At 58.7% G+C, this 24672-nt stretch carries 22 protein-coding genes; 3 read left to right on the forward strand and 19 right to left on the reverse strand.

The window, feature by feature from the left end:
• Positions 1-44: 44 nt before the first annotated feature.
• The 16 genes from ACFO24_RS08930 to rpsB all read right to left on the reverse strand — a co-directional run bounded on the left by ACFO24_RS08930 (position 45) and on the right by rpsB (position 15304).
• Entirely contained in the window at positions 45-827 is a 783-nt protein-coding gene (locus ACFO24_RS08930; RefSeq protein WP_377738023.1) for a TrmH family RNA methyltransferase, read from the reverse strand.
• Positions 824-1453: a ribonuclease HII gene (gene rnhB, locus ACFO24_RS08935; RefSeq protein ID WP_207574468.1), complete on the reverse strand. Its 630-nt coding sequence runs from the start codon at positions 1451-1453 to the stop codon at positions 824-826. The genes ACFO24_RS08930 and rnhB overlap by 4 nt, the downstream gene beginning before the upstream one ends.
• A complete protein-coding gene (gene lpxB, locus ACFO24_RS08940) occupies positions 1446-2627 on the reverse strand; it encodes a lipid-A-disaccharide synthase (RefSeq protein WP_377738024.1) in 1182 nt (393 codons plus the stop codon). Before lpxB ends, rnhB begins: the two co-directional genes overlap by 8 nt.
• Positions 2628-2669: 42 nt before the next feature.
• Positions 2670-3461 carry an acyl-ACP--UDP-N-acetylglucosamine O-acyltransferase gene (gene lpxA / locus ACFO24_RS08945; protein ID WP_377738025.1) on the reverse strand — a complete coding sequence of 264 codons (792 nt, stop codon included), beginning with the start codon at positions 3459-3461 and terminating at the stop codon, positions 2670-2672.
• Between the two features lie 10 nt (positions 3462-3471).
• Entirely contained in the window at positions 3472-3936 is a 465-nt protein-coding gene (gene fabZ / locus ACFO24_RS08950) for a 3-hydroxyacyl-ACP dehydratase FabZ (RefSeq protein WP_207574470.1), read from the reverse strand.
• Between the two features lie 4 nt (positions 3937-3940).
• On the reverse strand, positions 3941-4933 hold the full coding sequence (gene lpxD, locus ACFO24_RS08955) for a UDP-3-O-(3-hydroxymyristoyl)glucosamine N-acyltransferase (protein WP_377738026.1): 993 nt from the start codon (positions 4931-4933) through the stop codon (positions 3941-3943).
• A 13-nt stretch (positions 4934-4946) separates the two neighbouring features.
• Entirely contained in the window at positions 4947-5450 is a 504-nt protein-coding gene (locus ACFO24_RS08960) for an OmpH/Skp family outer membrane protein (RefSeq protein ID WP_377738027.1), read from the reverse strand.
• A complete protein-coding gene (bamA, locus tag ACFO24_RS08965; RefSeq protein WP_377738028.1) occupies positions 5450-7792 on the reverse strand; it encodes an outer membrane protein assembly factor BamA in 2343 nt (780 codons plus the stop codon). The genes ACFO24_RS08960 and bamA overlap by 1 nt, the downstream gene beginning before the upstream one ends.
• A 61-nt stretch (positions 7793-7853) precedes the next feature.
• Complete coding sequence (gene rseP / locus ACFO24_RS08970) at positions 7854-9209, reverse strand: RIP metalloprotease RseP (RefSeq protein WP_377738029.1); 1356 nt, start codon at positions 9207-9209, stop codon at positions 7854-7856.
• 42 nt (positions 9210-9251) lie between these two features.
• The gene (ispC, locus tag ACFO24_RS08975) at positions 9252-10433 is read right to left on the reverse strand and encodes a 1-deoxy-D-xylulose-5-phosphate reductoisomerase (RefSeq protein ID WP_377738030.1); all 1182 of its coding nucleotides are present in this window, start codon (positions 10431-10433) and stop codon (positions 9252-9254) included.
• Positions 10434-10442: 9 nt separating this feature from the next.
• Positions 10443-11300: a phosphatidate cytidylyltransferase gene (locus ACFO24_RS08980; protein ID WP_377738031.1), complete on the reverse strand. Its 858-nt coding sequence runs from the start codon at positions 11298-11300 to the stop codon at positions 10443-10445.
• Between the two features lie 108 nt (positions 11301-11408).
• Positions 11409-12125 carry a polyprenyl diphosphate synthase gene (gene uppS, locus ACFO24_RS08985; protein WP_377738032.1) on the reverse strand — a complete coding sequence of 239 codons (717 nt, stop codon included), beginning with the start codon at positions 12123-12125 and terminating at the stop codon, positions 11409-11411.
• A complete protein-coding gene (frr, locus tag ACFO24_RS08990) occupies positions 12125-12685 on the reverse strand; it encodes a ribosome recycling factor (RefSeq protein ID WP_377738033.1) in 561 nt (186 codons plus the stop codon). The genes uppS and frr overlap by 1 nt, the downstream gene beginning before the upstream one ends.
• A gap of 73 nt (positions 12686-12758) precedes the next feature.
• Positions 12759-13481, reverse strand: a complete 723-nt coding sequence (gene pyrH, locus ACFO24_RS08995; RefSeq protein ID WP_207574479.1) for a UMP kinase — start codon at positions 13479-13481, stop codon at positions 12759-12761.
• Between the two features lie 51 nt (positions 13482-13532).
• Complete coding sequence (gene tsf / locus ACFO24_RS09000) at positions 13533-14426, reverse strand: translation elongation factor Ts (RefSeq protein ID WP_207574480.1); 894 nt, start codon at positions 14424-14426, stop codon at positions 13533-13535.
• A 122-nt stretch (positions 14427-14548) separates the two neighbouring features.
• Positions 14549-15304, reverse strand: coding sequence for a 30S ribosomal protein S2 (gene rpsB, locus ACFO24_RS09005; RefSeq protein ID WP_377738034.1), 756 nt, complete (start codon positions 15302-15304; stop codon positions 14549-14551).
• A gap of 157 nt (positions 15305-15461) precedes the next feature.
• Between rpsB and ACFO24_RS09010 the strand changes: the two genes are divergently transcribed.
• A complete protein-coding gene (locus tag ACFO24_RS09010; RefSeq protein WP_377738035.1) occupies positions 15462-16868 on the forward strand; it encodes an amidase in 1407 nt (468 codons plus the stop codon).
• A 3-nt stretch (positions 16869-16871) separates the two neighbouring features.
• Positions 16872-18428 carry an NAD(P)H-hydrate dehydratase gene (locus ACFO24_RS09015; protein WP_377738037.1) on the forward strand — a complete coding sequence of 519 codons (1557 nt, stop codon included), beginning with the start codon at positions 16872-16874 and terminating at the stop codon, positions 18426-18428.
• A 96-nt stretch (positions 18429-18524) separates the two neighbouring features.
• On the opposite strand, the gene aroC is transcribed toward ACFO24_RS09015, so the two are convergent.
• The 3 genes from aroC to ACFO24_RS09030 form a co-directional block, all read right to left on the reverse strand.
• The gene (gene aroC, locus ACFO24_RS09020; protein WP_377738042.1) at positions 18525-19631 is read right to left on the reverse strand and encodes a chorismate synthase; all 1107 of its coding nucleotides are present in this window, start codon (positions 19629-19631) and stop codon (positions 18525-18527) included.
• A gap of 76 nt (positions 19632-19707) precedes the next feature.
• Positions 19708-21396, reverse strand: a complete 1689-nt coding sequence (locus tag ACFO24_RS09025) for a PAS domain-containing sensor histidine kinase (RefSeq protein ID WP_377738038.1) — start codon at positions 21394-21396, stop codon at positions 19708-19710.
• A gap of 37 nt (positions 21397-21433) precedes the next feature.
• Complete coding sequence (locus ACFO24_RS09030) at positions 21434-23695, reverse strand: EAL domain-containing protein (RefSeq protein ID WP_377738039.1); 2262 nt, start codon at positions 23693-23695, stop codon at positions 21434-21436.
• 165 nt (positions 23696-23860) lie between these two features.
• Between ACFO24_RS09030 and ACFO24_RS09035 the strand changes: the two genes are divergently transcribed.
• Positions 23861-24574 carry a class I SAM-dependent methyltransferase gene (locus ACFO24_RS09035; RefSeq protein ID WP_377738040.1) on the forward strand — a complete coding sequence of 238 codons (714 nt, stop codon included), beginning with the start codon at positions 23861-23863 and terminating at the stop codon, positions 24572-24574.
• The last annotated feature ends 98 nt before the right edge of the window (positions 24575-24672 follow it).

Below are 24672 nucleotides of genomic sequence, written 5' to 3' on the forward strand. Positions count from 1 at the left end.
ATTATAGCGACTCGCTCCTCACGTTTTGCGCATGCCATTCGGGATTACCCGACTTGCTTGCAGGCCTGTAGCGCACTGGCGTGCAAACAAATGGCTGCTGCGGCAGCGACATTGAGCGACTCCTCGCCCCCAGGCTGGGCAATGCGCACCCACAGCTGGGCCTGGTTGGCCACCTCAGGGCCTACGCCCTGCCCTTCATGGCCCATGGCCCAGGCGCACGGCCAGGGCAAATCGGCCTGGTGGAGAAACGCGCCTTGGTGCGAGCTGGTGGCCAGCAGCGGCACATTCAGCTGGGCAATATCGGCTGCACTGGCCGACTCCACCAAGTGCAAACCAAAATGCGCCCCCATGCCGGCGCGTAGCACTTTTTGGCTCCACAACGCTGCCGTGCCTTTGAGCGCCAGCACCTGGGCAAAACCAAAGGCACTGGCGCTGCGCAGCATGGCACCGACGTTGCCGGCATCTTGCACCCGATCAAGCACCAAGGTGGCCACCCCCGGTTGCAACTGGGTGGCAGCCCCTTGCCAGGGCAAGATGAAACCCATCTTGGCGGGGGACTCCAGGGCGCTGATCTCGGCAAACAAGGCATCCGGCAGGATTACAACTTTGCTAGCTGTTTGCGCCCATTCTTTCGATGTTTCAGACCAATAAGAGTCAGAAAACACCGCTGTATCAGCGCGAAGCCCTCTTGTAAGTGCAGCACGGCACAGGTGATCGCCCTCCAGCCAGACATAGCCCAAGCGCCGGTAAGCACTGGCCTCGCGGGCCAGGCGCTTGAGGTCTTTGATAAATCCGTTGTCACGGGAGGTGATGGTGATGATTTTCATAATGCCTTTTCTCCTTGCCCGGCCCCTTGGCTTTGCAGCGCCCGGGCCACCGGAGCAAAGCTGCGCCGGTGTGCCGAAGTGGCCCCCAGCCGGGCCAAGGCCTGCATATGCTGCGCTGTGCCATAGCCTTTGTGCGCGGCAAAGCCGTATTCGGGATAGCGCACATCAAACTCGGCACACCAGCGATCGCGCGTGACCTTGGCCAAAATAGAGGCCGCCGAAATCGCCGGCACCAGCAAGTCGCCCTTGACAATCGCTTCGCCCTGCACCGCCAGGCGCGGCAGGCGGTTGCCGTCTACTTGCACCAAGGCCGGTTTTAAGCGCAGGCCTTCCACCGCCCGCTGCATGGCCAGCATGGTGGCGTGCAAGATGTTTAACTGGTCAATTTCTTCAACGCTGGCCTGCGCCACGCAAAAGCACAAGGCTTTGGCACGAATTTCATCAAACAAGGCTTCGCGGCGTTTGGCGGTGAGTTTTTTCGAGTCGGTCAGACCGGCAATGGGCTGCAGCTCGTCCAAAATGACCGCAGCAGCCACCACGGGCCCCGCCAAAGGGCCACGCCCCGCTTCATCGACCCCGGCCAACAAACCTGCGCAGGGCCAGGGCAAACCAATTTGCTCAGGCATAAATCAAAGTCTCAATGGCTTGTGCCGCCAAGGTAGAAGTATCACGCAGCAAGGACTGGTGCAGGGCCGCAAAGCGCTGCTGCACCGCCGCCACCTGGGGCGCGGCCTCGGGGGTCAGCCACTGCTGCACCGCATCGGCCAGGGCGGCCGGGGTGGCGCGGTCTTGCAGCAATTCCGGCACCACAAAATCCTGGCACAAAATATTCGGCAGCCCCACCCAGGGCTGCAATTGCTTGCGCCGCATCAACCACCAGCTGATCGGGTGCATGTGGTAGCCAATCACCATCGGGCGTTTGAACAAGGCCGCCTCCAACGTGGCCGTGCCACTGGCAATCAAGGTGCAATCGCACGCCGCCAAGGCCGTGTGCGACTGGCCGGGCAGCAACTGCACGCGCGCGCCCAAACCCAACGCACTGAGCAAGGCCTGGAGCTGGTCATACAAAGCGGGCACGGCGGGCAGCAACACTTGCAGTTGCGGCATGCGCTGCAGCAGCAAGGCCGTTGCCTGCAAAAAAGGCCGCGCAATGTATTGCACCTCCGCGCGGCGGCTGCCGGGCAACACGGCCAACACGGGGGCATCCATGGCCAAGCCCAAAGCCTGCCGCGCCGCCTGTTTGTCGGGCTGCTCAGGAATCACCTGGGCCAAGGGGTGACCGACAAAAGTGGCCGCAATGCCTTGCGCAGCCAGCAACGCGGGCTCAAACGGAAACAGGCACAGCACGTGATCGGCTGCAGCACGAATTTTGTGGATTCGCTCAGGCCGCCAAGCCCAAATCGAGGGGCAGACAAAATGCACGGTTTTGATGCCTTGCGCCCGCAAATCGCGCTCTAACCCCAGATTGAAATCGGGGGCATCCACCCCGACAAACACCGCTGGCCGCTCTTGCAGCAGCTGGCTGCGCAACGCAGAGCGAATTTTTAATATATCTCGCAGTTTTAGGAGGACTTCAAAGCTGTAACCGTGAACTGCCAAGCGCTCACTGCTATACAAAGCATGAAATCCGCGCCGCTGCATCATGGCCCCGCCAATGCCGTAGGCGTGCAAATCGGGCCAACGGCGCAGCAAGCCATCCAGCAGCAGGCCAGAGAGCAAATCGCCGGAGGTTTCTCCGGCGACCATGGCAATACGGGGTGACTGAGGTGGCGTGACCGCCACAGGCATAGGATCGGGCATGGCGATTAACGAAATTCGTCGGCTCAAGGCGCCAAACAGGGTTTAGCGTGCAATGCCACGGGTCGAGGCCTGCAGAAAATCCTGCATCAAGGCCACATCGGCAGCAGCTTCGGGCGTTTTCTCGGCCAACACTGGCAAGGCGGCCAAGGCCGCTTGCAAAGTCAGCCCCTGGCGGTACAGCAGCTTGTGCATGGTTTTGACCGCTTGAATCCGTGCCGGAGTGAACCCCCGGCGGCGCAAACCTTCGATATTGAAACTGCGCACAGCCAAAGGATTACCATCGACCATCATAAAAGGCGGAACATCCTGAGAAATATGGCTGGAAAATCCCGCCATAGCATGGGCACCAATACGGGTAAATTGATGCACTCCTGTAAGGCCACCCAAAATGACCCAATCCCCCACATGCACATGCCCCGCCAAAGTGGCATTATTGGCAAGAATGGTGTTATTGCCGACTTGGCAGTCGTGGGCAATATGCACATAGGCCATCACCCAGTTGTTATTGCCAATCCGGGTGACCCCTTCGTCTTGCGCTGTACCGGTATTAAAAGTGCAAAACTCGCGAATGGTATTACCATCGCCAATTTCCAAGCGCGTGGGCTCACCGGCATATTTTTTATCCTGCGGCTGCGCCCCCAACGAAGCAAATTGAAAAATCTGGTTATTGCGCCCAATGCGGGTATGGCCCTCAATCACGCAATGCGGCCCAATGCATGTGCCTTCACCAATCTCAACGTCAGGGCCAATAATGCTGTACGCGCCCACCGATACCGACGGGTGCACAACGGCACCTTCGGCAATCAAAGCGGTAGAGTGAATGTGTTGCGACATAGGCAGCCGCTTACGCCTGCTTGTCCTGCTTATCAGGGCCAACGTAGCGCATGGTACACATCAGCTCGGCTTCGCAAGCGATTTCATCGCCGACACGTGCAACACCTTTAAATTTCCAAATTCCGCCCCGAATGCGATCAATCGAGGCCTCCAAAAGCAGCTGGTCACCAGGCTCGACCGGGCGCTTAAAACGGGCCGAATCAATGCCAACAAAATAGTAGATATTATTTTCATCCGGCACTTGCCCCATGGCATCAAATGCCAGCAAACCGGCTGCCTGGGCCAAGGCTTCGAGCATCAAGACACCGGGCATGACCGGGCGACCTGGAAAATGCCCCATAAAGAACGGCTCATTGAAAGTGACGTTTTTTACCGCCAAAATTCGTGCATTGCGCTCAAGCTCAACAACTTTATCAACCAGTAAAAACGGGTAACGGTGCGGCAGTTGTTTCAGGATTGCGTGAATATTCATCATGTTTTTATTTATCCTCTGTCAAAGCATTGAGTGCTTTTTCAAGTTTCTTAATTCGTTCGCGCAGTTGTGACAACTGCTTTAACGAAGCCGCATTTTTTTCCCATTCGGCATTGGTTTGAATTGGGAAAATTCCAGTATATAAATCCGGCTTATGAATAGAGCGCGTGACCATCGAAGTGGGTGAAATACTGGTGCCATCAGCGATTTGCAAATGCCCCAAAATATTCGCCGCCCCACCAATAGAGCAATGGGCACCAATTTTTGCGCTACCAGCAATGCCGGTATTGCCCGCAATCACCGTGTGCGCGCCAATTTTGACGTTGTGGGCAATTTGCACCAAATTGTCGATTTTTACACCGTCGGCAATCACCGTATCATCCAAAGCGCCCCGGTCAATGCAGGTGTTGGCACCGATTTCAACATCATCACCAATCACCACAGCACCCAGCTGCTCAATTTTTTGCCATTGGCCATTTTGTTTGGCAAACCCAAAGCCATCGGCACCAATAACCACGCCGGGATGCAAAATGCAGCGCTCGCCAATGGTGCAGCCTTGGCCAATGTGCACCCGAGCGCGTAAAACCGTCTGCGCCCCCACAACGGCACCACGCTCGATGGTGCAATGGGGGCCAACGCTGGCAGAGGGATCAACCCGGGCTTCAGGATGCACCACCGCAGTTGGATGCACCCCTTGCGGCCAGGCCGGAGGTTGCTGGGCCTGCCACAGCTGGGTCAAGCGCGCAAAGTAGGCATAAGGGTCTGGCGTGGTAATGCAAGCACCATGGGCCAAAGCAGCTTCGCGCATGGCGGGCGCAACAATAACGCAGGCCGCCTGGCTTTGCGCCAATTGGGCCGCGTAGCGCGGATTGTGCAAAAAGCTGATGCTGTGGGCATCGGCCGATTCCAAAGGGGCAATCCGGGTAATCGGTGTTTGGGGGTCTCCCCCCTCCAGACACCCTCCCAGAGCCGCCACAATCTGACCAAGCTGCAAACCCACGCCCTGGCCCGCCTTACTTGGCGGCGTTCAAAGCTTTAATCACCTTGTCGGTGATGTCATGCTTAGGGTTGACGTAAACCGCTTCTTGCAAAATCACGTCGTACTGCTCGGCCTCGGCGACTTGCTGCACGATTTTGTTTGCTTGGTCCAGAACCTTGGCCAGTTCTTCGTTTTTCCGGTTGCCCAGATCTTCTTGGAATTCACGGCTCTTGCGCTGGAATTCACGGTCTTGCTCAACCAAGTCACGCTGCTTGGTCACGCGCTGGCTTTCCGACATGGTCGGCGCATCGCGTTCAAACGCATCGGAGCCGCGCTTTAAATTGTCACGCAGAGCGATCAATTCCTTTTCGCGCTTGGAAAACTCTTGCTCTAACCTGGTTTGAGCAGTTTTTGCGGCATTCGCTTCGCGAAATACCCGATCGGTATTGACAAAACCGGCTTTAAAGTCAGCAAACGCCGAAAAGCTCAGACCGGCCAGCAAAGAGGCGGCGACGATGGTGCGAGTAAATTTTTTCATTAGAAAGAAGTCCCAATTTGAAATTGAATTTTTTGCAGTTTATCCTGCGGTTTCTTGCGCACTGGGGTAGCCCAAGCCAAGCGCAAAGGCCCTAAAGGAGAAATCCAACTTAAACCAATGCCGGCCGAAGCACGAAGCTCGTTAGTACGAATCGGATCGTTTTCGCCAAAAACGTTCCCCATGTCAAAGAAGGTAAACCAGCGCAAGGTTTTATCATTGCCATTGCCCGGGAAAGGGGCGATCAGCTCGAAGTTCATCACCGCCATTTTTGCTCCCCCTACGAAAGAGTAAGAGGTGCAGGGTGTGGCCTCGCCTTGGTAGCAATATGAGCGAGGGCCTAGGCTGCCTTGGTCAAAGCCACGCACTGAGCCTAAACCACCTGCGTAGAAATTCTTAAATACGGGAAATTCTTTACCGCCCAAACCTTTGCCCCAGCCAATTTCGGTATTAAATGCAAAGGTGATCGCCTTGGTGATTGGAATGTATTGTTGGAACTGGTAATTGGCTTTGATGTATTTTAAATCGCCCGCCATCGACCAATCCGCATTCAAACGCTGGTAGCGCCCTTCATTCGGAGCCAATGCACTATCACGCGAATCGCGCCCCCAGCCCAGGGTTAAAGGAATGGCCGTATTACTCTTACCCGCATAAGGGGTGAAGTACAACGGCATGTATTGGCCGGATTTAATGCTGGTTTGCTCGATGCCAGCACCAAAATACACCGTATCCAATTCGCTAAATGGCACACCAAAGCGGATAGATGCCCCTTTGGAGAGGATCTTGTACATATCGCTGGTGCCAACCTCGGTGTCATCCACCACATACGAGTAAGGGCGCGAAGTGCGGTAGTAAAGATCAATCGTGCGCGAGACACCATCTTGGGTGAAATACGGATCCGTAGTGCTGACCACCAAAGTGCGGTTGTATTTGCCAGTATTTACATCAATACCCAGGTAATTACCAGAGCCGAACGCATTTTCTTGCTTAATACCAAAGCTCAAGGTCACTTTTTCAGCGCTTGAGAAACCGGCACCCAAAGTTACCGAGCCTGTGGGTTTTTCTTTGACTGTTGTAACCAAATCAACCTGGTCTGGAGAGCCTGGAACCTCTTGGGTGTCCATATCCACTTCAGTAAAGAAACCTAAACGGTCAATTCGGTCACGCGAGAGTTTAATTTTTTCTCCGTCGTACCAAGAGGATTCATACTGGCGAAACTCGCGGCGAATCACTTCATCGCGGGTGCGCTCATTGCCAGCCACCTGGATGCGGCGCACATAAGCGCGGCGTGAAGGTTCGGCCTGCAGAACAAAACTCACGCGGTTGTTTTCGCGGTCAATTTCGGGGACGGCCTCTACACGGGCAAAGGCAAAGCCAAAATTACCAAAGTGATCAGCAAACGCTTTGGTCGTATCTGTGACCAATTCAGCGTTATAGGGCTGACCGGGTTTAATTTTCACCAACGACTTGAATTCATCTTCACGATCGAGGTAGTTCCCTTCCAGACGCACATCCGAGACAACAAAGCGTTCGCCCTCGTGGATATTGATCACCAAAGAGATATTCTTTTTGTCAGGCGAGATGGCCACTTGGGTGGAATCAATACGAAAATCGATGTAACCGCGCTTCAAATAGTAGGAACGCAGGGTTTCCAAGTCCGCATTGAGCTTGCTGCGTGCATAGCGATTGGATTTGGTGTACCAGCTCATCCAGCCGCCGGTATCTTGGTCCATTTGTTTTTTCAAGGTGGATTCGCTAAAGGCGTTGGCGCCCACAATGCGAATTTCATTGATTTTTGCCGCTTTGCCTTCCACCACCGAGAACGTTAAATTCACCCGGTTGCGCTCAATGGGGGTGACGGTAACCACCACTTCCGCACCGTACAAGCTGCGGCTGATGTATTGGCGCTTGAGCTCTTGCTCGGCCCGATCGGCCAAGGCTTTATCGAATGGGCGGCCTTCGGCCAGACCGACATCGCGCATCGATTGCTGTAAGGCTTTTTTGTCAAACTCTTTGGTACCAACAAATTCAACATTGGCAATGGTGGGGCGCTCTTCAACGACCACCACCAGCACATCGCCATTGGCCTCTAGGCGTACGTCTTTGAACAAGCCCAGGGCAAACAGGGCACGAATGGCTGCGGTGCCTTTTTCGTCATCGTATTCGTCGCCCACACGCACGGGGATGGAAGCAAAAACGGTTCCTGCTTCTACGCGCTGCAAGCCCTCAACACGAATATCTTGCACCTTGAAGGGCTCTAAGGCCCAGGCCATTTGGGCCACGGTAAGCAAAGCGGCAGCGGCCACAACAGTGCGTGCGCCCAAGTATTGAACGGGTAGTTTCATGAGGATTTAAAACAGCCTGGAGAAGCCAGGCAAAGTATTTTTAGATTAAGCAACCAGTAATTTATGCTGCAAACAGGCGTTGAATATCATTAAAAACAGCCACAGCCATCAATAATACCAAGATGCCGATTCCCACTCGCTGCAGCCCTTGCATCCAGCTTTCGCTGACCGGATGCCCGGTGACTGCCTCCCATAGATAATACATCAGGTGCCCCCCGTCCAAAACGGGCAACGGCAAGAGATTGAGCACCCCAAGGCTGACGCTGATCAGCGCCAAAAACGCCAAATATTGCATCAGCCCCATGCTGGCGGACTTGCCCGCATAGTCGGCAATGGTCAGCGGCCCGCTAAGATTTTTCACCGATGCTTCGCCCACCAGCATCTTGCCCATCATGCGCAGACTCAGGATGGCCACCTCCCACGTTTTGCCAGCACCAGCAACCATCCCGTCGATAAAGCCGTACTGCACCGTGACCATTTCTGGCGCACGGCCAATCATGGCTCCAATGCGGCCATAGGGGCCCTGCGGGCTTTGCACAACTTCTGGCGTGACGGGCAATGTGAGTGTGCTACCGGCACGCTCAATGGCCCAGTGCTGCACGCGGCCTTGGGTGTTGAGACGAATGGTTTGGCGCAGTTGGGCACCGTCGTGCATGGGCTGGCCATCGACGGCCAAGACGGCATCCCCATCGCGCAAGCCCGCTTGGCTAGCTGGGGTATCGGGCAGCACGTCGCCCACCACGGCAGGCATCCACGGCGCGACCAAACCAATGCGCGAGAGCAAGGCCGCATCCACTTCAGCCGCTTGAATATTGGACAAAGGCAGCAGCACTGGGCGGGCATGCAGGCCACGGGCATCGGTGACATGAAGCTGCAGATCCTGGCCGTTCAGGGCCCCTTGGGTCAGCTGCCAGCGCAAATCGTCCCAAGAGCGAATCGCCTCGGTTTGCCCCTGAATGTGTGCCGACTGCACCCAGTCTTGCGCTTGCAAGCCAGCCTGCTCGGCCATGCTGCCAGGCACCGGGCTGGCAATGACGGCCTTGGGCGCTTCTACGCCCAACCAATTGATGAGGCTGTACAAGGCCACGGCCAAGATCAAATTGGCCAAAGGGCCGGCGGCCACAATCGCCACCCGCGCACGCAGTGGCTGGGTGTTAAAGGCCAGATGGCGCTCTTCAAGAGGCACGCTGCCTTCGCGCTCATCGAGCATCTTGACGTAGCCGCCCAGCGGCAGCGCGGCAATCACAAATTCGGTATCGCTACCCTTTTTGCGCCAGCGCAGCAAGGGTTTGCCCATGCCGATGGAAAAGCGCAACACCTTCACGCCACAGGCCACGGCCACGCGGTAGTGGCCATATTCATGAATCGCAATCAGCAGCCCCAGGGCGACCAAAAAAGCAACAAGGGTTAGCAACATGTCATTCCTTACGGGCCCAAGCACACACCGCTGTGCACCGCCCTATACAACCCAACGCTGGGCGATTTGCGCCGCAACGGCGCGGGCCTGGGCATCCAGATCCAGCAACGCGGCGACGCTGGCGGGGCGCTCGTGTGGCACCAACTGGGCCAGCGTGGCTTGATTGACGGCTTGGATGCGGTCAAAAGGCAAGCGTTCCGCCAAAAAAGCGGCCACGGCCACCTCGTTGGCGGCATTGAGCACGGTGGTGGTGCCTTCAGGGGCTTTGAGCGCTTGCCACGACAAATGCAAACCGGGAAAGCGCACCGCATCGGCCGCTTCAAACGTCAGCGCTGCCATTTGGGTGAAATCCAAGGGGGCCACGCCACTGCTGATGCGCTCAGGCCAAGCCATGCCGCAGGCAATCGGCACGCGCATATCGGGCGTGCCCAGTTGCGCGAGGATGGAGCTGTCTTGCAGCTGCACCATGGAATGCACAATTTGCTCAGGATGAATGACCACCCGAATTTGCTCGGGCGCCATACCAAACAGCCAGCGCGCCTCGATCACCTCCAGCGCTTTGTTCATCATGGTGGCGGAATCAACCGAAATCTTGCGCCCCATGCTGAAGTTGGGGTGCTTGCACGCTTGCGCAGGGGTGACTTGCCCCAGCGTAGCCGGGTCGCGCTGGCGAAACGGCCCGCCCGAGGCCGTCAGGATGATGCTGTGCACGCGCTGCGCCCAGGTGCTGCGGTCTTCCGGCAGGCATTGGAAAATGGCCGAGTGCTCGCTATCAATGGGCAGCAGCGTGCAGCCATGGTCTTGCACGGTCTGCATAAACAGGGCACCGCCAACCACCAGGGCCTCTTTATTGGCCAGGAGCAGCCGTTTGCCCGCCCGCGCAGCCGCCAGGCACGGGGCCAAGCCTGCAGCGCCGACAATTGCGCCCATGACGGTATCGACTTCTGCATGCGATGCTATCGTTTCAAGTGCATCTGGCGCTTGCAATACCTCGGTTTTAAGGTTGTTTTGCTTTAATTTCTCGGCCAGCTGTGCGGCATGTGCTGCACTTGCCATTACGGCATAGCGCGGCGTGAAGGCTTGGCATTGCGCCAGCAAGGCATCCACCTGGGTGGCCGCACTGAGTGCAAAAACTTCAAATTGATCGGGGTGGCGGCGCACCACATCCAGCGTGCTGGTACCAATGGAGCCGGTCGAACCCAGCACCGTAAGACGTTGCTTCATAAAACTTCTTTAAATCACCGTGACGCTGCTGACCAGCATCATGGCCAAGGGCAAAGTGGGGACAAGGGCATCAATGCGGTCGAGCACGCCGCCATGGCCGGGCAGCAGCTGGCTGCTGTCTTTGACCCCGGCGCTGCGCTTGATCAGCGACTCGACCAAATCACCCAACACGCTCATGGCCGTTAAAAACAAAGTGGCCAGCACCAGCAAGGCCCACCCGCCCTGCGCCAAATGGCTAAACAGGCTAAGTGAATCGGGCTGCCGCTGGGCATCGCACTGCACCCACAGCACGGCCATGAGCATCACCCCCACGGCCCCGCCCAGGGCCCCTTCCCAGCTTTTGCCGGGGCTGATGCTGGGGGCGAGTTTGACTTTGATAAACCGTTGCCCCAAAGCACGGCCGGCAAAATAGGCCGCAATGTCGGCCATCCAAACCAACAACAGCACCGAGAGCAAAAAATTGATGCCCATGCCCCGCGCCTGCACCATGGCCAAGCCTGCGGCCAGCAAGGCCAACAACCCCAAAGGCCAGCGCAGCCACAGCGCAATCCGCGCCCACACCGGCACACCATGGCGCACCAAAAAACTGGCCGCCAACACCCAGGCACCGCCAACAGCCCACCACAGCAAAGGGTAGGAAGCGGCCAGCCAGCCCTGCTGCCAAGCCAGGCCCGCAACAGCGGCGACCCCGGCCACACTGGCCCAGGTGGCCACAGGGCCGACAAGGTTAAGCCGCCCCCACTCCCACGCGCCAGCGCTGACCATCACCAACACAATGGCGTTAAAGCCAAGCGTGTTGGGGTGCAACAAGGCGGGCAAGAGGATGGCCAACAAAACCAAGGCGGTGATAACACGCTGTTTCAACATGCAAAGCTTCCTTCAGCCAGAATTAAACAGGAGCTGCTCCCGCTTTGTTCTCAATATTTTTATAAATAAATGGATTAAATACTTTTATGGGTATGCGCAATCAGCTATTTATTTTGAAGCAATCTGGGCCGATATCTGCCCAAATCGGCGTTCTCGCTGGGCATACTGGGCGATGGCTGCATCCAAATCGGCCGCGTCAAAATCGGGCCAGAGCCGATCACTGAACAGCAACTCGGAATACGCCGCCTGCCACAGCAAGAAGTTGCTGATGCGCATCTCGCCGCCGGTACGGATCAGCAAATCGGGCTCGCTCACATGGGCCAAGGCCATGGCCGCGCTTAGATTTTCTTCGGTCAAAGGCTGGCCAGCGGCTGCCACTTTGGCCGCTGCCTGGGCCATGTCCCAGCGCCCACCGTAGTTAAAGCAAATATTCAGCACCAACTGCGTGTTGTGCGCGGTCATCTGCTCTGCCTGGGCAAAGCCGGTCTGCACCTTCTCTGACAGCCCTGCGCGTTCGCCAACAAAGTGCAGGCGCACGCCCTCGCGGGCCAGCTCGGGCACTTCGCGGGTCAGGGCCAGCGCCATCAAATCCATCAGGCCAGAGACTTCTTCCTGTGGGCGATTCCAGTTTTCCGACGAAAAGGCAAACACGGTGAGCACCGCCACACCGCGCTCGATGCACAGGCGCACACAGCGACGCAAGGCATCGACCCCTTTTTTATGCCCCGCCAAGCGCGGCAAAAAACGTTTTGTGGCCCACCGGCCATTGCCATCCATGACGATGGCAATGTGCCGGGGCACGCTAGCACAAGCACCCGAAGGCATTACACCGCCATGATGTCCTGCTCTTTGGCCGAAACCAGAGCATCAATTTCAGCGATGAATTTATCAGTGAGTTTTTGGATATCGGCTTCCGTGCGCTTTTGATCGTCTTCGGAGGCTTCTTTTTCTTTCACCAGCTTTTTGACACTCTCGTTGGCATCGCGGCGCAGGTTGCGCACGGCCACTTTGGAGGCTTCGCCTTCGTTGCGGGCCAGCTTGGTCATTTCCTTGCGGCGCTCTTCGCTCATGGGCGGCATGGGCACGCGCAGCAAATCGCCCAAAGAGGCGGGGTTCAAGCCCAAATCGCTTTCGCGGATGGCTTTTTCGATCTTGGCAGCCATGTTTTTCTCCCACGGCTGCACGCCAATGGTGCGCGAATCAATCAGCGACAGGTTGGCCACTTGCGACAGCGGCACCATGGAGCCGTAGTAATCCACATGAATGGTGTCCAGCAACTGGGGGCTGGCGCGGCCCGTGCGGATGCGCGAGAGGTTGTTTTTCAGCGCCTCGATGGATTGCCCCATCTTGGTTTCGGCGTTTTTCTTGATATCGGCAATGGTCATTTGGCTTCTCTCCAAAAACAAACAGCCTTCCAATGTTTACACACAGGAAGGCTAAAAAAATCCTTAATCGGCTTTAGGCAGTCACCAGTGTGCCCTCATCCTCGCCCATCACCACGCGCATCAAAGCGCCCGGCTTGACGATGGAGAACACACGAATCGGCAGTTTTTGATCGCGGCACAGGGCAAAGGCCGTGGCATCCATGATGCCCAGGTGGCGCCCAATGGCCTCGTCAAACGACAGCCGGGTGTAGCGTGTGGCAGTGGGATCTTTCATCGGGTCGGCGGTGTAAACACCATCGACCTTGGTGGCCTTGAGCACCACTTCGGCACCAATTTCCGCGCCGCGCAAGGACGCAGCGGTATCGGTGGTGAAGAAAGGGTTGCCCGTGCCCGCCGCAAAAATCACCACTTTGCCCTCTTCGAGGTACTGCAAGGCTTTGGGGCGCACATAGGGCTCGACCACCTGCTGGATGTCGATGGCCGACATCACCCGGGCCGTTACCCCCTGTTTGCCCATGGCATCGGCCAGGGCCAAGGCATTCATCACCGTGGCCAGCATGCCCATGTAATCGGCCGTGGCACGATCCATTCCCGCCGAACCACCGGCAATGCCCCGGAAAATATTGCCCCCACCAATCACCACCGCCACTTGCACACCGATGCGGGCCACCTCGGCCACCTCGGCCACCATGCGCTCGATGGTGGCTTGGTTAATTCCAAAAGCATCGTCCCCCATCAACGCCTCGCCAGACAGCTTGAGCAAAATGCGTTGATGGACGGGTTGTGGTGCGCTCATGGTGCGATTCCTGCAAAAAATAAAAGGGAGGGCAAATTTAAAACAAACCGATTAAGCACCTTTGGCAGCGGCCATTTGGGCAGCCACTTCAGCAGCGAAATCGTCGGCTTTTTTCTCAATGCCTTCACCCACCACGTACAGGGTAAACGCTTTGATGGTGGTGTTTTTGGCTTTGAGCATTGCGCCCACGGTTTGCTTGCCGTCTTCGGCTTTAACAAACACTTGGTCGGCCAGTGAGACTTCTTTGAGGTACTTTTGCACCGCGCCTTCAACCATTTTGGCGGCGATTTCGGCCGGCTTGCCCGACTCTTCAGCCTTGGCAGCAGCCACCGAGCGCTCTTTTTCGATCAAATCTGCAGGCACTTCGGCGCTGGTCAGGGCCACCGGTTTCATGGCGGCAATGTGCATTGCCACGTCTTTGGCGGCAGCGGCATCACCCTCAAAGGCCACCAGCACGCCAATGCGCGAGCCGTGCAGGTAAGCGGCCAACTCGCTGCCATCAAAACGCTTGAAGCGACGGAAGGACATGTTCTCGCCGATTTTGCCGATCAAGCCTTTGCGCACTTCTTCCAGGGTGGGGCCGAAACCATCTTGCTCGTAAGCCAGCGCACCCAGGGCATCGATGTCGGCAGGGTTGTGTTTGGCGATCAGCTCGGCAGCGGCCTTGGCCATGGCGATGAAGCTATCGTTTTTAGAAACAAAGTCGGTTTCGCTGTTCACTTCGACCAGGGCACCCAGGTTGCCTTCAACAAACGAGGCGACCACACCTTCAGCGGTCACGCGGCTTGCGGCTTTACCTGCTTTGGTGCCCAGTTTCACGCGCAGCAGCTCTTCGGCCTTGGCCATGTCGCCGGCGGCTTCGGTCAGGGCTTTTTTGCACTCCATCATGGGGGCGTCGGTTTTGCCACGCAGTTCAGCGACCATGCTTGCGGTAATTGCAGCCATTTTGATTCTCCGTATTCAGTTCAATGCTTTAAAAATAGCAGTTACAAAAAGGGGGCTACCTGAGCCCCTTTGTTCTGCGGTGCTGCGTGTTGGCAGCACCTGAGGGCAGCGAAAAGCTGTGCTTAGGCAGCGCTGCCTTCTTGCACTTCGACGAATTCGTCGGTGCCTTCGCTGGAGACGGCTTGCACCACTTCGTTCAGACGGGCTTCACGGCCTTCCAGGATGGCATCAGCGATGCCACGGGCGTACAGCGCCACAGCCTTGGCCGAGTCGTCGTTACCGGGGATCACGTAATCAATGCCAACGGGGTTGTGGTTGGTATCGACCACACCGATCAGGGGAATGCCCAGTTTTTTGGCTTCGGTGATAGCAATTTTGTGGAAACCAACGTCGATCACAAAGATGGCATCGGGCAGGCCATTCATGTCTTGAATGCCGCCGATATCGCGCTCGAGCTTGGCCAGCTCACGGGCAAACATCAGCTGTTCTTTTTTCGACAGGGATTCCAAACCGACTTCTTGCTGGGCCTTCATTTCTTTGAGGCGCTTGATAGAAGTTTTCACGGTTTTGAAGTTGGTCAGCATGCCGCCCAACCAGCGTTGATCCACATAGGGCACGCCAGCGCGCTGGGCTTGCTCAACGACCAACTCGCGGGCTTGGCGCTTGGTGCCAACCATCAAAATAGTGCCGCCCTTGGCTGCCAATTGCTTGACGAACTTTTGCGCGTCCTGGAACATGGGCAATGTTTTTTCCAGGTTGATGATGTGGATTTTGTTGCGATGGCCAAAAATGAAGGGGGCCATTTTCGGGTCCCAAAAACGAGTTTGGTGACCAAAGTGGACACCGGCTTCCAACATTTCGCGCATAGTGACGGACATAAATACTCCAGAAGGTTAGGTCTAAAATTCAGCTCGATTTTGCTGCTACCCGGTTAAAAATTAGGCGGCAACAACACCTTAAGGAAGCTGATTTGTTATTTGCTTCGCACCCCTGCACAAGTGCAAGTAGCAAAGCCTGTCAATTCTAGCATGAACCATGATTTCTGATTTCACTGCCCTGCGCGCGCAACTGGCCAACGGGCGCACCAGCGCGGCCACCGCTTTATCGGCCTGCCGCGCCCAGGCGCACAGCGCTGCTGGCAAGTTGGCTTACACCCACCTCGATACCCACGAAAACCACGCCGACCGCAGCGCCCCGCTGCACCTGCCGTTGGCCGGTGTTGCGGTGTCGGTCAAAGCACTGTTTGATGTGCAAGGCTGGGTCACCCACGCGGGCTCTAAAGTCTTGCAAGCCCAGCCGGCGGCCACCACCGATGCCGTGGCGGTGGCCCGCTTGCGGGCTGCCGGGGCCACGCTGATGGGCCAAACGCACATGGTGGAATTTGCCTTTTCTGGCGTGGGCACCAACCCGCACTACCCCACACCGGCGGCCATGGATGCCTTGTGGGGGCGTGATTTGGGCGATGTGTATGTGCCGGGCGGCTCCTCCTCCGGTGCGGCGGCTTCGGTGGCCAGCGGCAGCGCTTGGCTGGGGCTGGGGTCGGATACGGGGGGCTCGATTCGCATTCCAGCAGCGCTTAATGGCTTGGTGGGATTTAAATCCACTGCCAATCTGGTGCCGCTGCAAGGCACCCTGCCGCTGTCCAGCACCCTGGATACCGCCTGCGCCATCACCCGCAGCGTGCGCGATGCCATCACCGCCCATGAAATTTTGGCCGCGCGACGCATCACCCGCAGCTGCGCACCGCTGGCCGCATGGCGGCTGGCCATTCCCAGCACCTTGATGCTCAGTGACTTGGCCCCTGCCATTGCCGCCGGTTTTACGCGCAGCATTGCGCTGCTGCGCCAAGCGGGCGCACACATTGAAGAAATAGCGCTGCCTGAACTGGATGCGCTGCCCGCCATCCACCGCCGTGGCACGCTCGCTGCCGCCGAAAGCTTTGCCTGGCACGAGCCACTGCTGGCCCAACACGGCCATAACTACGATCCACGCGTGCGCCAGCGCATTGAAGCGGGGCGGCACATGAGCGCTGCCGATTACCTGCGCTTGCACCAGGCGCGAAACGACTGGATTGCCCAGGTCAATGCCCGCATTGCCCGGTTTGATGCATTGCTCAGCCCGACCACGCCAATCACTGCGCCCTTGCTCGCGGCGGTGGCCCCGGCCAGCGCACTGGATCCGGCCCAGGATGCGGCCCGCGATGCGGCCTTTGTAACCGCCAACGCGCTGCTGCTGCGCAACACCGGCGTGGTGAACATGCTGGACGGCTGCGCCTTGAGCATTCCCTGTCACCTGCCCGGTGAGCTGCCCATGGGCTTGATGCTCTGGCACGGTGCTGGTCGCGATGATGCCCTGCTCAACCTGGGCCTCTTGGCAGAAAGCAGCTTGCTCACAGAGGCCCTGCGCCAAGGGGCCCAGCGCGCTCAGCCACTGCACTGCTAAACCATGCCCCAGCGTCTACCTGCCACCCCCCTGCCCCTGTTCAACAGTGCCAACACCCGCGCCCTGGAGCAGGCGGCGCTGGCATGGCACCCCCAGCCCAGCTTGATGCAACGCGCCGGTCGCGCTTGCGCCCAGCTGGCCCAGGCGCTGGCTCCGCATGCCCAGCATATGTGGGTGCTGTGCGGCCCAGGCAATAACGGTGGCGATGGCTTGGCCGCTGCGGCCATCCTGGCAGCGCAGGGGCGCAAAGTCACCCTGACTTGGCTGGGCCAGCGCGAACGCTGCAGCAGCGACACCTTGGTCGCGCTGCAGCAAGCACAAAACCAAGCCATTCACTGGAGCGACACGCCCCCGCCCCTGCAGCCGCACGACCTCATTGTGGATGCCCTGCTGGGCCTGGGCTTGCACAGCCAGGCAGCGGCCAACCCCCGCATCGCCGCCCTGCTGCAGCACAGCTATGCCAGCCCGGCAACGGTTTTAGCGGTGGATTTGCCCAGCGGGCTGCAGGCCGACACCGGCCTGTGGCAAGCGGGGTATGCACCGCAAACACCGCACCACAGCCCCAGCCACCAACAGCGCCACACCCTGAGCCTGCTGACCTTGAAACCCGGCCTATTTACCGCCGATGGGCGCGATGCGGCGGGCCAAATTTGGTTCGATGATCTGGGCCTGGGGCAGCTGCCCATTGCACCCCCCCGCCCTGCGCCCACCGCTTGGCTGCACCACCCTGCTGCACCGATCACGGCAGGATTGGCGGCCCGTCGCCACGCCAGCCACAAAGGCAGTTTTGGCGATGTGCTGGTCATTGGCGGCCAGGGCTTGCAAGCGGGGGCGGCCATGCAAGGCGCGGCGATTTTGGCTGCCAGTGCCGCCCTGCACCATGGCGCGGGCCGGGTGTTTCTGCACCTACTGGACCATGGCCAGCTGCAGCAACTGCCCCAAACGCCCGAAATCATGCTGCGCAACCAAGTGACCGCCTTGGCGCAATTGCCCAGCAGCACGGTGGTGTGCGGCTGTGGCGGCGGCAGCAGCGTGGCCGCCTTGCTGCCCAAAGTGCTGGAGCACAGCGCTCGTTTGCTGCTGGACGCGGATGCATTGAACGCCATCGCCGCCGATGCCATGCTGCGCCAGCGCCTGAAAAACCGGGGGGCAGCGGGCCTGCCCACCGTGCTCACCCCCCACCCCCTTGAAGCAGCCCGGCTATTGAATAGCAGCGTATCTGCTGTGCAAGCCGACCGCTTGGCGGCGGCGCACACCCTGGCCAACACCCTTGACTGCACCGTGCTGCTCAAAGGCAGCGGCAGCATCATTGCCAGCCCGGGCGAGGTGCCGCACATCAACCCCACCGGCAATGCCTTGCTGGCGACCGGCGGCACCGGCGATGTCTTGGCGGGCATGGTGGCAGCGCACTGGGCCAGCATGCAAAACAACGTAAACAGCAATGCCCACCACGCGGCCTGCGCTGGCGCTTATGCCCATGGGGCCATTGCCGATGGCTGGCCTGCGCAGCGCCCTTTAACGGCGCAGGCCTTGGCGCGCACGTTGGCGCGTGCTTGCTAAGTATTAGCAATAAAAGGAGCTGGTTACGCTGACAAAATAAAGGGTTGAGGGATAAAACACCCTCAACCCTTTATGCATCAAGCGCAAACAGCTATCTTAAATAGGGGTATCCAACGCAGCAGCAATGGCCGCCAAATCCACCTGCACGCCGCCACACTGGGCGCGTTGGCGCAAGGCGTGGTCCATCAGCACCAGGGCCAGCAGCGCCTCAGCAATCGGGGCGGCGCGAATGCCAACGCAGGGATCGTGGCGGCCTTTGGTGACCACCTCGACCGGCTCTCCATGGATGTTGATGGAGGGGCGCGGGCTCAAAATCGAGCTGGTGGGCTTGATGGCAATGCTCACCTCAATATCCTGCCCGCTGCTGATGCCGCCCAGCACCCCACCGGCGTGGTTGCTGGCAAAGCCTTGGGGGGTCATGGCATCGCCATGCACGGTGCCGCGCTGGGCAACGCTGTCAAAACCGGCGCCAATTTCCACGCCTTTGACGGCGTTCAGCCCCATCATGGCGTAGGCAATGTCGGCATCGAGCTTGTCGTAAATCGGCTGCCCCAAGCCCACGGGCACACCGCTGGCTTGCACGCGAATGCGCGCCCCGCAGCTGTCATGCGCTTTGCGCAGCATGTCCATATAGTCTTCCAGCGCCTGCACATTGGCCACGGGGGCAAAGAAAGGGTTGTGGGCCACATGCGCCCAGCTCTCAAAGGCAATGGGCAACTCGCCCAACTGGGTCATGCAGGCCCGAAATTGCGTGCCAAATTTTTCTTTCAGCCATTTTTTGGCCACCGCACCGGCGGCCACCGTGGGGGCCGTCAGCCGCGCCGAAGAGCGCCCACCGCCGCGCGGATCGCGCACGCCGTATTTTTGCCAATAGACGTAATCGGCATGCCCCGGGCGAAACTGCTGGCTGATGTCGCCATAGTCTTTGCTGCGCTGGTCGGTATTGCGAATCAGCAGGGCAATGGGGGTGCCCGTGGTCACGCCCTCGTACACGCCCGAGAGGATTTCCACCTGGTCCGGCTCTTGCCGCTGGGTGACGTGGCGGCTGGTGCCGGGGCGACGGCGGTCCAGATCGTGCTGAATATCGGCCGCTGTCAAGGCCATGCCCGGCGGGCAGCCATCAATAACGCAGCCAATCGCTGGGCCGTGGGATTCACCAAAGTTGGTGACGGTAAAAAGGGTGCCAAAAGTATTGCCGCTCATAGTGGCGCGAATTATCACCCAGGCCATGGGCTGCGGATGCCGCCCAGCGCCCTTGATTGGGGGGTGCGGTCTGCGCCTATGGCGCATCCTGCGCGGTGCCAACGCTGGGCATGGGGGCGCACAGGGGCAACTCCAGCGTAAAGCGGCTGCCTTGGCCACAATAGCTCTCGAGTGCAATGCGCCCCCCCAGCAAGCCCGTGACCAGGGTATAGACAATGTGCAGCCCCAGGCCCGAGCCACCTTGCCCCAGCTTGGTGGTAAAAAAAGGATCAAACACGCGTTTTTGCTGCTTGGCGGGAATGCCACAGCCATCGTCACTGACCACCAGGCGCACGCAATCGTCATCACACAGCCACGCTTGCACCCAGATATTGCCCGCCACCCCAGCCGCAAAGGCATGGGTCAAAGCATTGGCAATCAAATTCATCAGCACCTGCCCCAAAGGGCCGGGGTAACTTTCCAACTCCAGCTGCGGCGGGATGGTGCAGTGCAATTGATGGGCCGTGCGGCGAATGGCTGGGCGCATGGTCAGGGCAATTTCTTGCATCAGCTCGTGCAAATCAAAGCGCCGCCGCTGGCTGCTGGTTTGGTCCACCGCCAACTGTTTGAAGCTGCCCAGCAATTGCGCCGCACGGTGCAGGTTGCGCTCGATGATGGCGCTGCCCTCTTGCGCATCGGCCAAATACTGCGCCAGCGCCGTGCGCGTCAGCCCACTGGCCACCTGCTGCTGCAGCCGCTGCTGGGCGTGTTGCAAGGTAGAGGCGACGGTGACGGCATTGCCGATTGGGGTGCTCAGCTCATGCGCCACCCCGGCGACCAAAGCGCCTAGCGAGGCCAGTTTTTCGCTTTGCAGCAAGCCTTCCTGGGTTTGCTGCAGGCGCTCCAAGGTGGTTTGCAACTGCGCCGTGCGCTCTTGCACACGCTGCTCTAGCTGGGTGTTGAGGGTGTGAATTTCCTGCTCATGCAGCTTGCGCTCGGTGATGTCGAACTCAATACCGTCAAACACAATGTGGCCATTGGCCAGCCGCCGGGGGGAGGAAACCACCTGGAACCAGCGAACGCTGCCATCGGGCAAGCGACTGCGCACCTCTAGCTTGAACGGGGTGAGGTGGGTGAGGCAATCGTGCTCAATGGCCTGCAAGCGCCGGGCATCTTCGGGCAGCAACTGCTGGTACAGCAGGCGTGCATCTTGCTGCACCGCATGCGCGGACAGTTGGTGCATGCGCTGCACGCCCTGGTTGATATAGGTCAGCACCCGCTGCTGGCCATCGATGCCACAGTCCATTTGAAACACCATGGCATCGGGCAGGTTGTCGCTGATCCGCTGCAGCCGCTGCTGGCTCTCGTGCAGGTGGCTTTGGGCCTGCTTGAGGCTGGTGATATTGATATGGGTCCCCACCACCCGCCCTGAACCTTGCCCTTGGGCAGCCGGCAAGGCCATGCCCCGCGACCAAATCCAGACCCACGAGCCATCGGCATGGCGCATGCGAAACTCGTTTTCGTACATGCCTTGCGCCCCAGCGGCCAAATACTGCGCAAAGTCAGCACTGGCGCGTTCCCGATCCGCCGGATGCAGCCACTGCACCCAAATGGCATGCAAATTGTGGCTGCCTTGGGTATCCGGAAAGTCTTCTGGCCGCTGCCCCAGCATGGTGAAATATTCTGGGCTGGCCCACAGGTGCTGGGTGTTTGGCTCCCACTCCCAGACCCCGGTATTGGAAACCTGGGCCAAAATATTTTGCAGGCGCTCAAGTTCTGAATTCATAGCTGCTTGCGCTTGAAGGATCAGCGTTTAAGGCTGTTTAAGTGCTATTTTTTTCTAACCAAAGCAAGAAGTCTTGCTCTGGTAACGGGCGGGAGAAGAAATAGCCCTGCCCCAGTTCACAGCCTGCCGCCAGCAACGCCCGGCGCTGCGCATCGGTTTCAATGCCTTCGGCCAAGGTGGTCAGTTTTAAGTGCTGGGCCAAGGTGATGATGGTGTTCGCAATCTCCAAATGCACGCCGGTGCCAGCGTCGGCCTGGGCCTGCGGCGGATCACCGCTGACAAAGCTGCGGTCAATCTTGAGTTTGTCCAGCGACAGGCGCTGCAAGATGCTCAGCGATGAGTAGCCCGTGCCAAAGTCATCCATCGCCACCCGAATGCCCTGGGCCCGCAGGGCTTTGAGCTTGGCTTGCACATCCTCCACCTTGCTCACGGCCACCGATTCGGTCAGCTCAATTTCTACTTGGTAGCCCTGCACGCCCGAAGCGGCCACCAAGGCCAATACTTGCTCGACAAAATCGGGCTCGGCAAATTGCACTTGCGAGACATTGATCGCCACCCGAAAGGCATCATTCACCCGCCCTACCAAGCTTTTGCGCCAGCGCAAGGCCGTGGCAATGACCCAATGCCCCAAGGCCAGCATCAAACCGGCCTGTTCAGCCAGGGGAATAAATTGGTCTGGGGGAATAAATTTTCCGCCTGGCACCGGCCAGCGCAGCAGGCACTCGGCGGCCACCACCTGCCCCGTGCGCAAATCAACGCAAGGCTGGTAGTGCAGGCACAACCGCTCTTCGGAAAACGCCGCGCGCAAGCAATTTAAGCGCTGCATGCGCTGGCTGGCCGCTTCCGATTGGGCGGGGTCAAAGTACAGGCTTTTGCCACGCGCCTGTCGCTTCGCTTGTTTGAGTGCGACCCCGGCATCTTTCAGGGCGGTCACCCCATCGGTCGAGCGCAATTGCACCAGCCCCACGGTGGCAGAAAGGCGTAGCAGCTCGCCGTCCTTCACGGCAAAGGGCTGAGCAAACACCCCCAGCAAACGCTGCGGTGCAATGCTCGCTGGGGCACCGTACACACCGAACAGGTCACCACCGACACGGGCAACCACAGCATCCTGGGCAAATTCCGCGTGCAATCGGTGGGCCACGGCTTTGAGCACGGCATCACCAAAATGGGCATCCAGCACGCTGTTAATGTCGGCAAAACCATCTAAATCAAGCAGGGCCAGCACCCCTTGCGGGTATTGCTGGGCATCCAGCGCCGCCACCATGGCGTTGCGGTTGGGCAGGCCCACCAAGTCATCACTGAACGCCAAAGCGTTGATGTCCAGGTACAGCTGCAAATTTTCAAAGGCAATCATGGCATTGCTGGCAAACACCTCCAGCAAGCCTTGCTCCAAGGAGTGCGTAGATATTTGCAATGCCGAACGCGTGGCAGACACCGCCAGCACCACACCATGGGCACTGGGAATAAACAAATGCACTGCCTGGGCATCAAAGCGATGGCTTTGGGCTTGCAAGGTTTGCTGCAGACCCGCCCCCATGGGCACATACTCCAGGGCACTGCCCACCCAATGTTGGCAGTCTGCACTGGCCGCCAGCACATAAGGCGCGGTACCGGCCACGTGCACAGCAATGGCGATTTGCCCCTGCTCTTGGCACGCAGAGGCCGAGCCATCGCCGTACAGCAAAACCTCCAGTTGGCGCAGTAAATTCTGGGCAAAGCCTTGCAGATTGTTGGCCTTGCCCAGCGCCAAACTGGCTTGCAAAATCCGCGCCAGCCGCGCTTGCCCCCATTGCAGCAGTTCAATTTGGGCATAGGCGCGAATGGCGATGACCAAACTGGTGAACAGGCGCTCCTGTGTCAGCTCCGACTTGGTTTTGTAATCATTGATGTCGTATTGCTGAATGGTGTGCAGCTCGGGCACATCGCCCGGCTGGCCCGTGCGCAAGACCACGCGGATGGCGGTATTGCCCAGCACCTCGCGAATATGGCGCACCAGCTGCAGGCCCGCGTCCTGCTGCTCCATCACCACATCAATCAAGGCGACCGCAAAATCTGGGTTCTGCGCCAGCAAGGCCTGCGCCTCCTGACTGGAGTAAGCATGGCTAAAGGCCAAACTGCGGCCTTCAATCTCTATGCCTTTGAGCGCCAGCTTGGTGGCGGCATGCACATCCGGCTCATCATCGACCACCAAGATATGCCACACCGCTGGGCTTTGCGTTTTTTGCGTGGTGTGCGGTGCAGGCGCGGCACTGACTTCTTCAGCAAAAACAAACTCATCACTGACGGTGCTTGAATTCATACAAGTTTGGGCGCTTAGACCATGGCAGACAAGAAAATAACTCTACGAGTTTAATAGCAAAAAAATGCATTTTAGTTTTTCTCAATGATGTGCAGTTTTGCCTTGAACAGCGCCCCTCCCCCTTTTACGATGCGCCACAGTTTGCCCCCGATGAAAGCTTTGACCATGCAAATTCCCCTAATTTCCAATGAATTGGATGTTCTGTGTGCCCTCCTGCCCCCTGGCTTGAACGCCGATGCCGCCCTCCGCACCATTGAGCTGGGTTGCGGCAGTGCCCGCATGGCCCAAGGTTTGCTTGAGCGCATGCCGCAGGCCGATTACCTGGGGCTGGAGATCGATGCCATTCAACACGCACGCAATTTGGCACTGAACCACCCGCGCATGCGCTTTGTCGCCGCAGGGGCCCAGGCCATTCCAGAAGGTGATGGCCAGTTTGACTTGGCGTTGATGCTCAAATCCCTGCACCATGTCCCCCTGGCCGCCATGGATACTGCCGTGGCCGAAGTGGCCCGGGTGCTGCGTCCGGGGGGCTTTTTTTATATTTCCGAGCCGGTGTACGTCGGGGCCATGAACGACATCGTGCGCCTGTACAACGATGAGGGCTTGGTACGCGCCGCCGCGCAAGATGCCATCGAACGGGCCTTGGCCTGCGCCCACAGCCCCTGGCGCGAAGTGGCCCGCCGCCGTTTTGACATGCCCGTGCACTTTGCCGACTTTACCGAATACGCGCAGCGCATGCTCTACCCCACCTTTGCCGACCACCACATCACCCCAGAACTAAGTGCCAAGGTGGCCGCCGCGTTTGCCCCCCATTGCGGGCCCGGCGGGGCACACTTTACCCGCCCCATGCTGGTGCGGTTTCTGCAGAAAAAAGAATAAAAAAAAGAGCTGTTTGCGCTTAACAGGCATTGACATCCTCCCCCACCTTAGCCTTCGGCCACCGCTTGCGCGGGAAGGAGGGGGATTCCTACGGTGCT

Origin of the sequence: Comamonas denitrificans (genome assembly GCF_042654745.1) — a bacterium.
GTDB lineage: Bacteria > Pseudomonadota > Gammaproteobacteria > Burkholderiales > Burkholderiaceae_C > Comamonas > Comamonas denitrificans.

Bases quoted from the DNA above. Each gene is read 5' to 3' on its own strand.
- fabZ (WP_207574470.1), bottom strand. From the start codon at position 3,936: ATGATGAATATTCACGCAATCCTGAAACAACTGCCGCACCGTTACCCG.
- ACFO24_RS09035 (WP_377738040.1), top strand. From the start codon at position 23,861: ATGCAAATTCCCCTAATTTCCAATGAATTGGATGTTCTGTGTGCCCTC.
- ACFO24_RS09015 (WP_377738037.1), top strand. From the start codon at position 16,872: ATGCCCCAGCGTCTACCTGCCACCCCCCTGCCCCTGTTCAACAGTGCC.
- bamA (WP_377738028.1), bottom strand. From the start codon at position 7,792: ATGAAACTACCCGTTCAATACTTGGGCGCACGCACTGTTGTGGCCGCT.
- aroC (WP_377738042.1), bottom strand. From the start codon at position 19,631: ATGAGCGGCAATACTTTTGGCACCCTTTTTACCGTCACCAACTTTGGT.
- ACFO24_RS08930 (WP_377738023.1), bottom strand. From the start codon at position 827: ATGAAAATCATCACCATCACCTCCCGTGACAACGGATTTATCAAAGAC.
- uppS (WP_377738032.1), bottom strand. From the start codon at position 12,125: ATGCCTTCGGGTGCTTGTGCTAGCGTGCCCCGGCACATTGCCATCGTC.
- ACFO24_RS09025 (WP_377738038.1), bottom strand. From the start codon at position 21,396: ATGAATTCAGAACTTGAGCGCCTGCAAAATATTTTGGCCCAGGTTTCC.
- pyrH (WP_207574479.1), bottom strand. From the start codon at position 13,481: ATGAGCGCACCACAACCCGTCCATCAACGCATTTTGCTCAAGCTGTCT.
- ACFO24_RS09010 (WP_377738035.1), top strand. From the start codon at position 15,462: ATGATTTCTGATTTCACTGCCCTGCGCGCGCAACTGGCCAACGGGCGC.
- rseP (WP_377738029.1), bottom strand. From the start codon at position 9,209: ATGTTGCTAACCCTTGTTGCTTTTTTGGTCGCCCTGGGGCTGCTGATT.
- lpxA (WP_377738025.1), bottom strand. From the start codon at position 3,461: ATGTCGCAACACATTCACTCTACCGCTTTGATTGCCGAAGGTGCCGTT.
- ispC (WP_377738030.1), bottom strand. From the start codon at position 10,433: ATGAAGCAACGTCTTACGGTGCTGGGTTCGACCGGCTCCATTGGTACC.
- ACFO24_RS08960 (WP_377738027.1), bottom strand. From the start codon at position 5,450: ATGAAAAAATTTACTCGCACCATCGTCGCCGCCTCTTTGCTGGCCGGT.
- lpxB (WP_377738024.1), bottom strand. From the start codon at position 2,627: ATGCCCGATCCTATGCCTGTGGCGGTCACGCCACCTCAGTCACCCCGT.
- frr (WP_377738033.1), bottom strand. From the start codon at position 12,685: ATGACCATTGCCGATATCAAGAAAAACGCCGAAACCAAGATGGGGCAA.
- rpsB (WP_377738034.1), bottom strand. From the start codon at position 15,304: ATGTCCGTCACTATGCGCGAAATGTTGGAAGCCGGTGTCCACTTTGGT.
- ACFO24_RS08980 (WP_377738031.1), bottom strand. From the start codon at position 11,300: ATGTTGAAACAGCGTGTTATCACCGCCTTGGTTTTGTTGGCCATCCTC.
- tsf (WP_207574480.1), bottom strand. From the start codon at position 14,426: ATGGCTGCAATTACCGCAAGCATGGTCGCTGAACTGCGTGGCAAAACC.
- ACFO24_RS09030 (WP_377738039.1), bottom strand. From the start codon at position 23,695: ATGAATTCAAGCACCGTCAGTGATGAGTTTGTTTTTGCTGAAGAAGTC.
- rnhB (WP_207574468.1), bottom strand. From the start codon at position 1,453: ATGCCTGAGCAAATTGGTTTGCCCTGGCCCTGCGCAGGTTTGTTGGCC.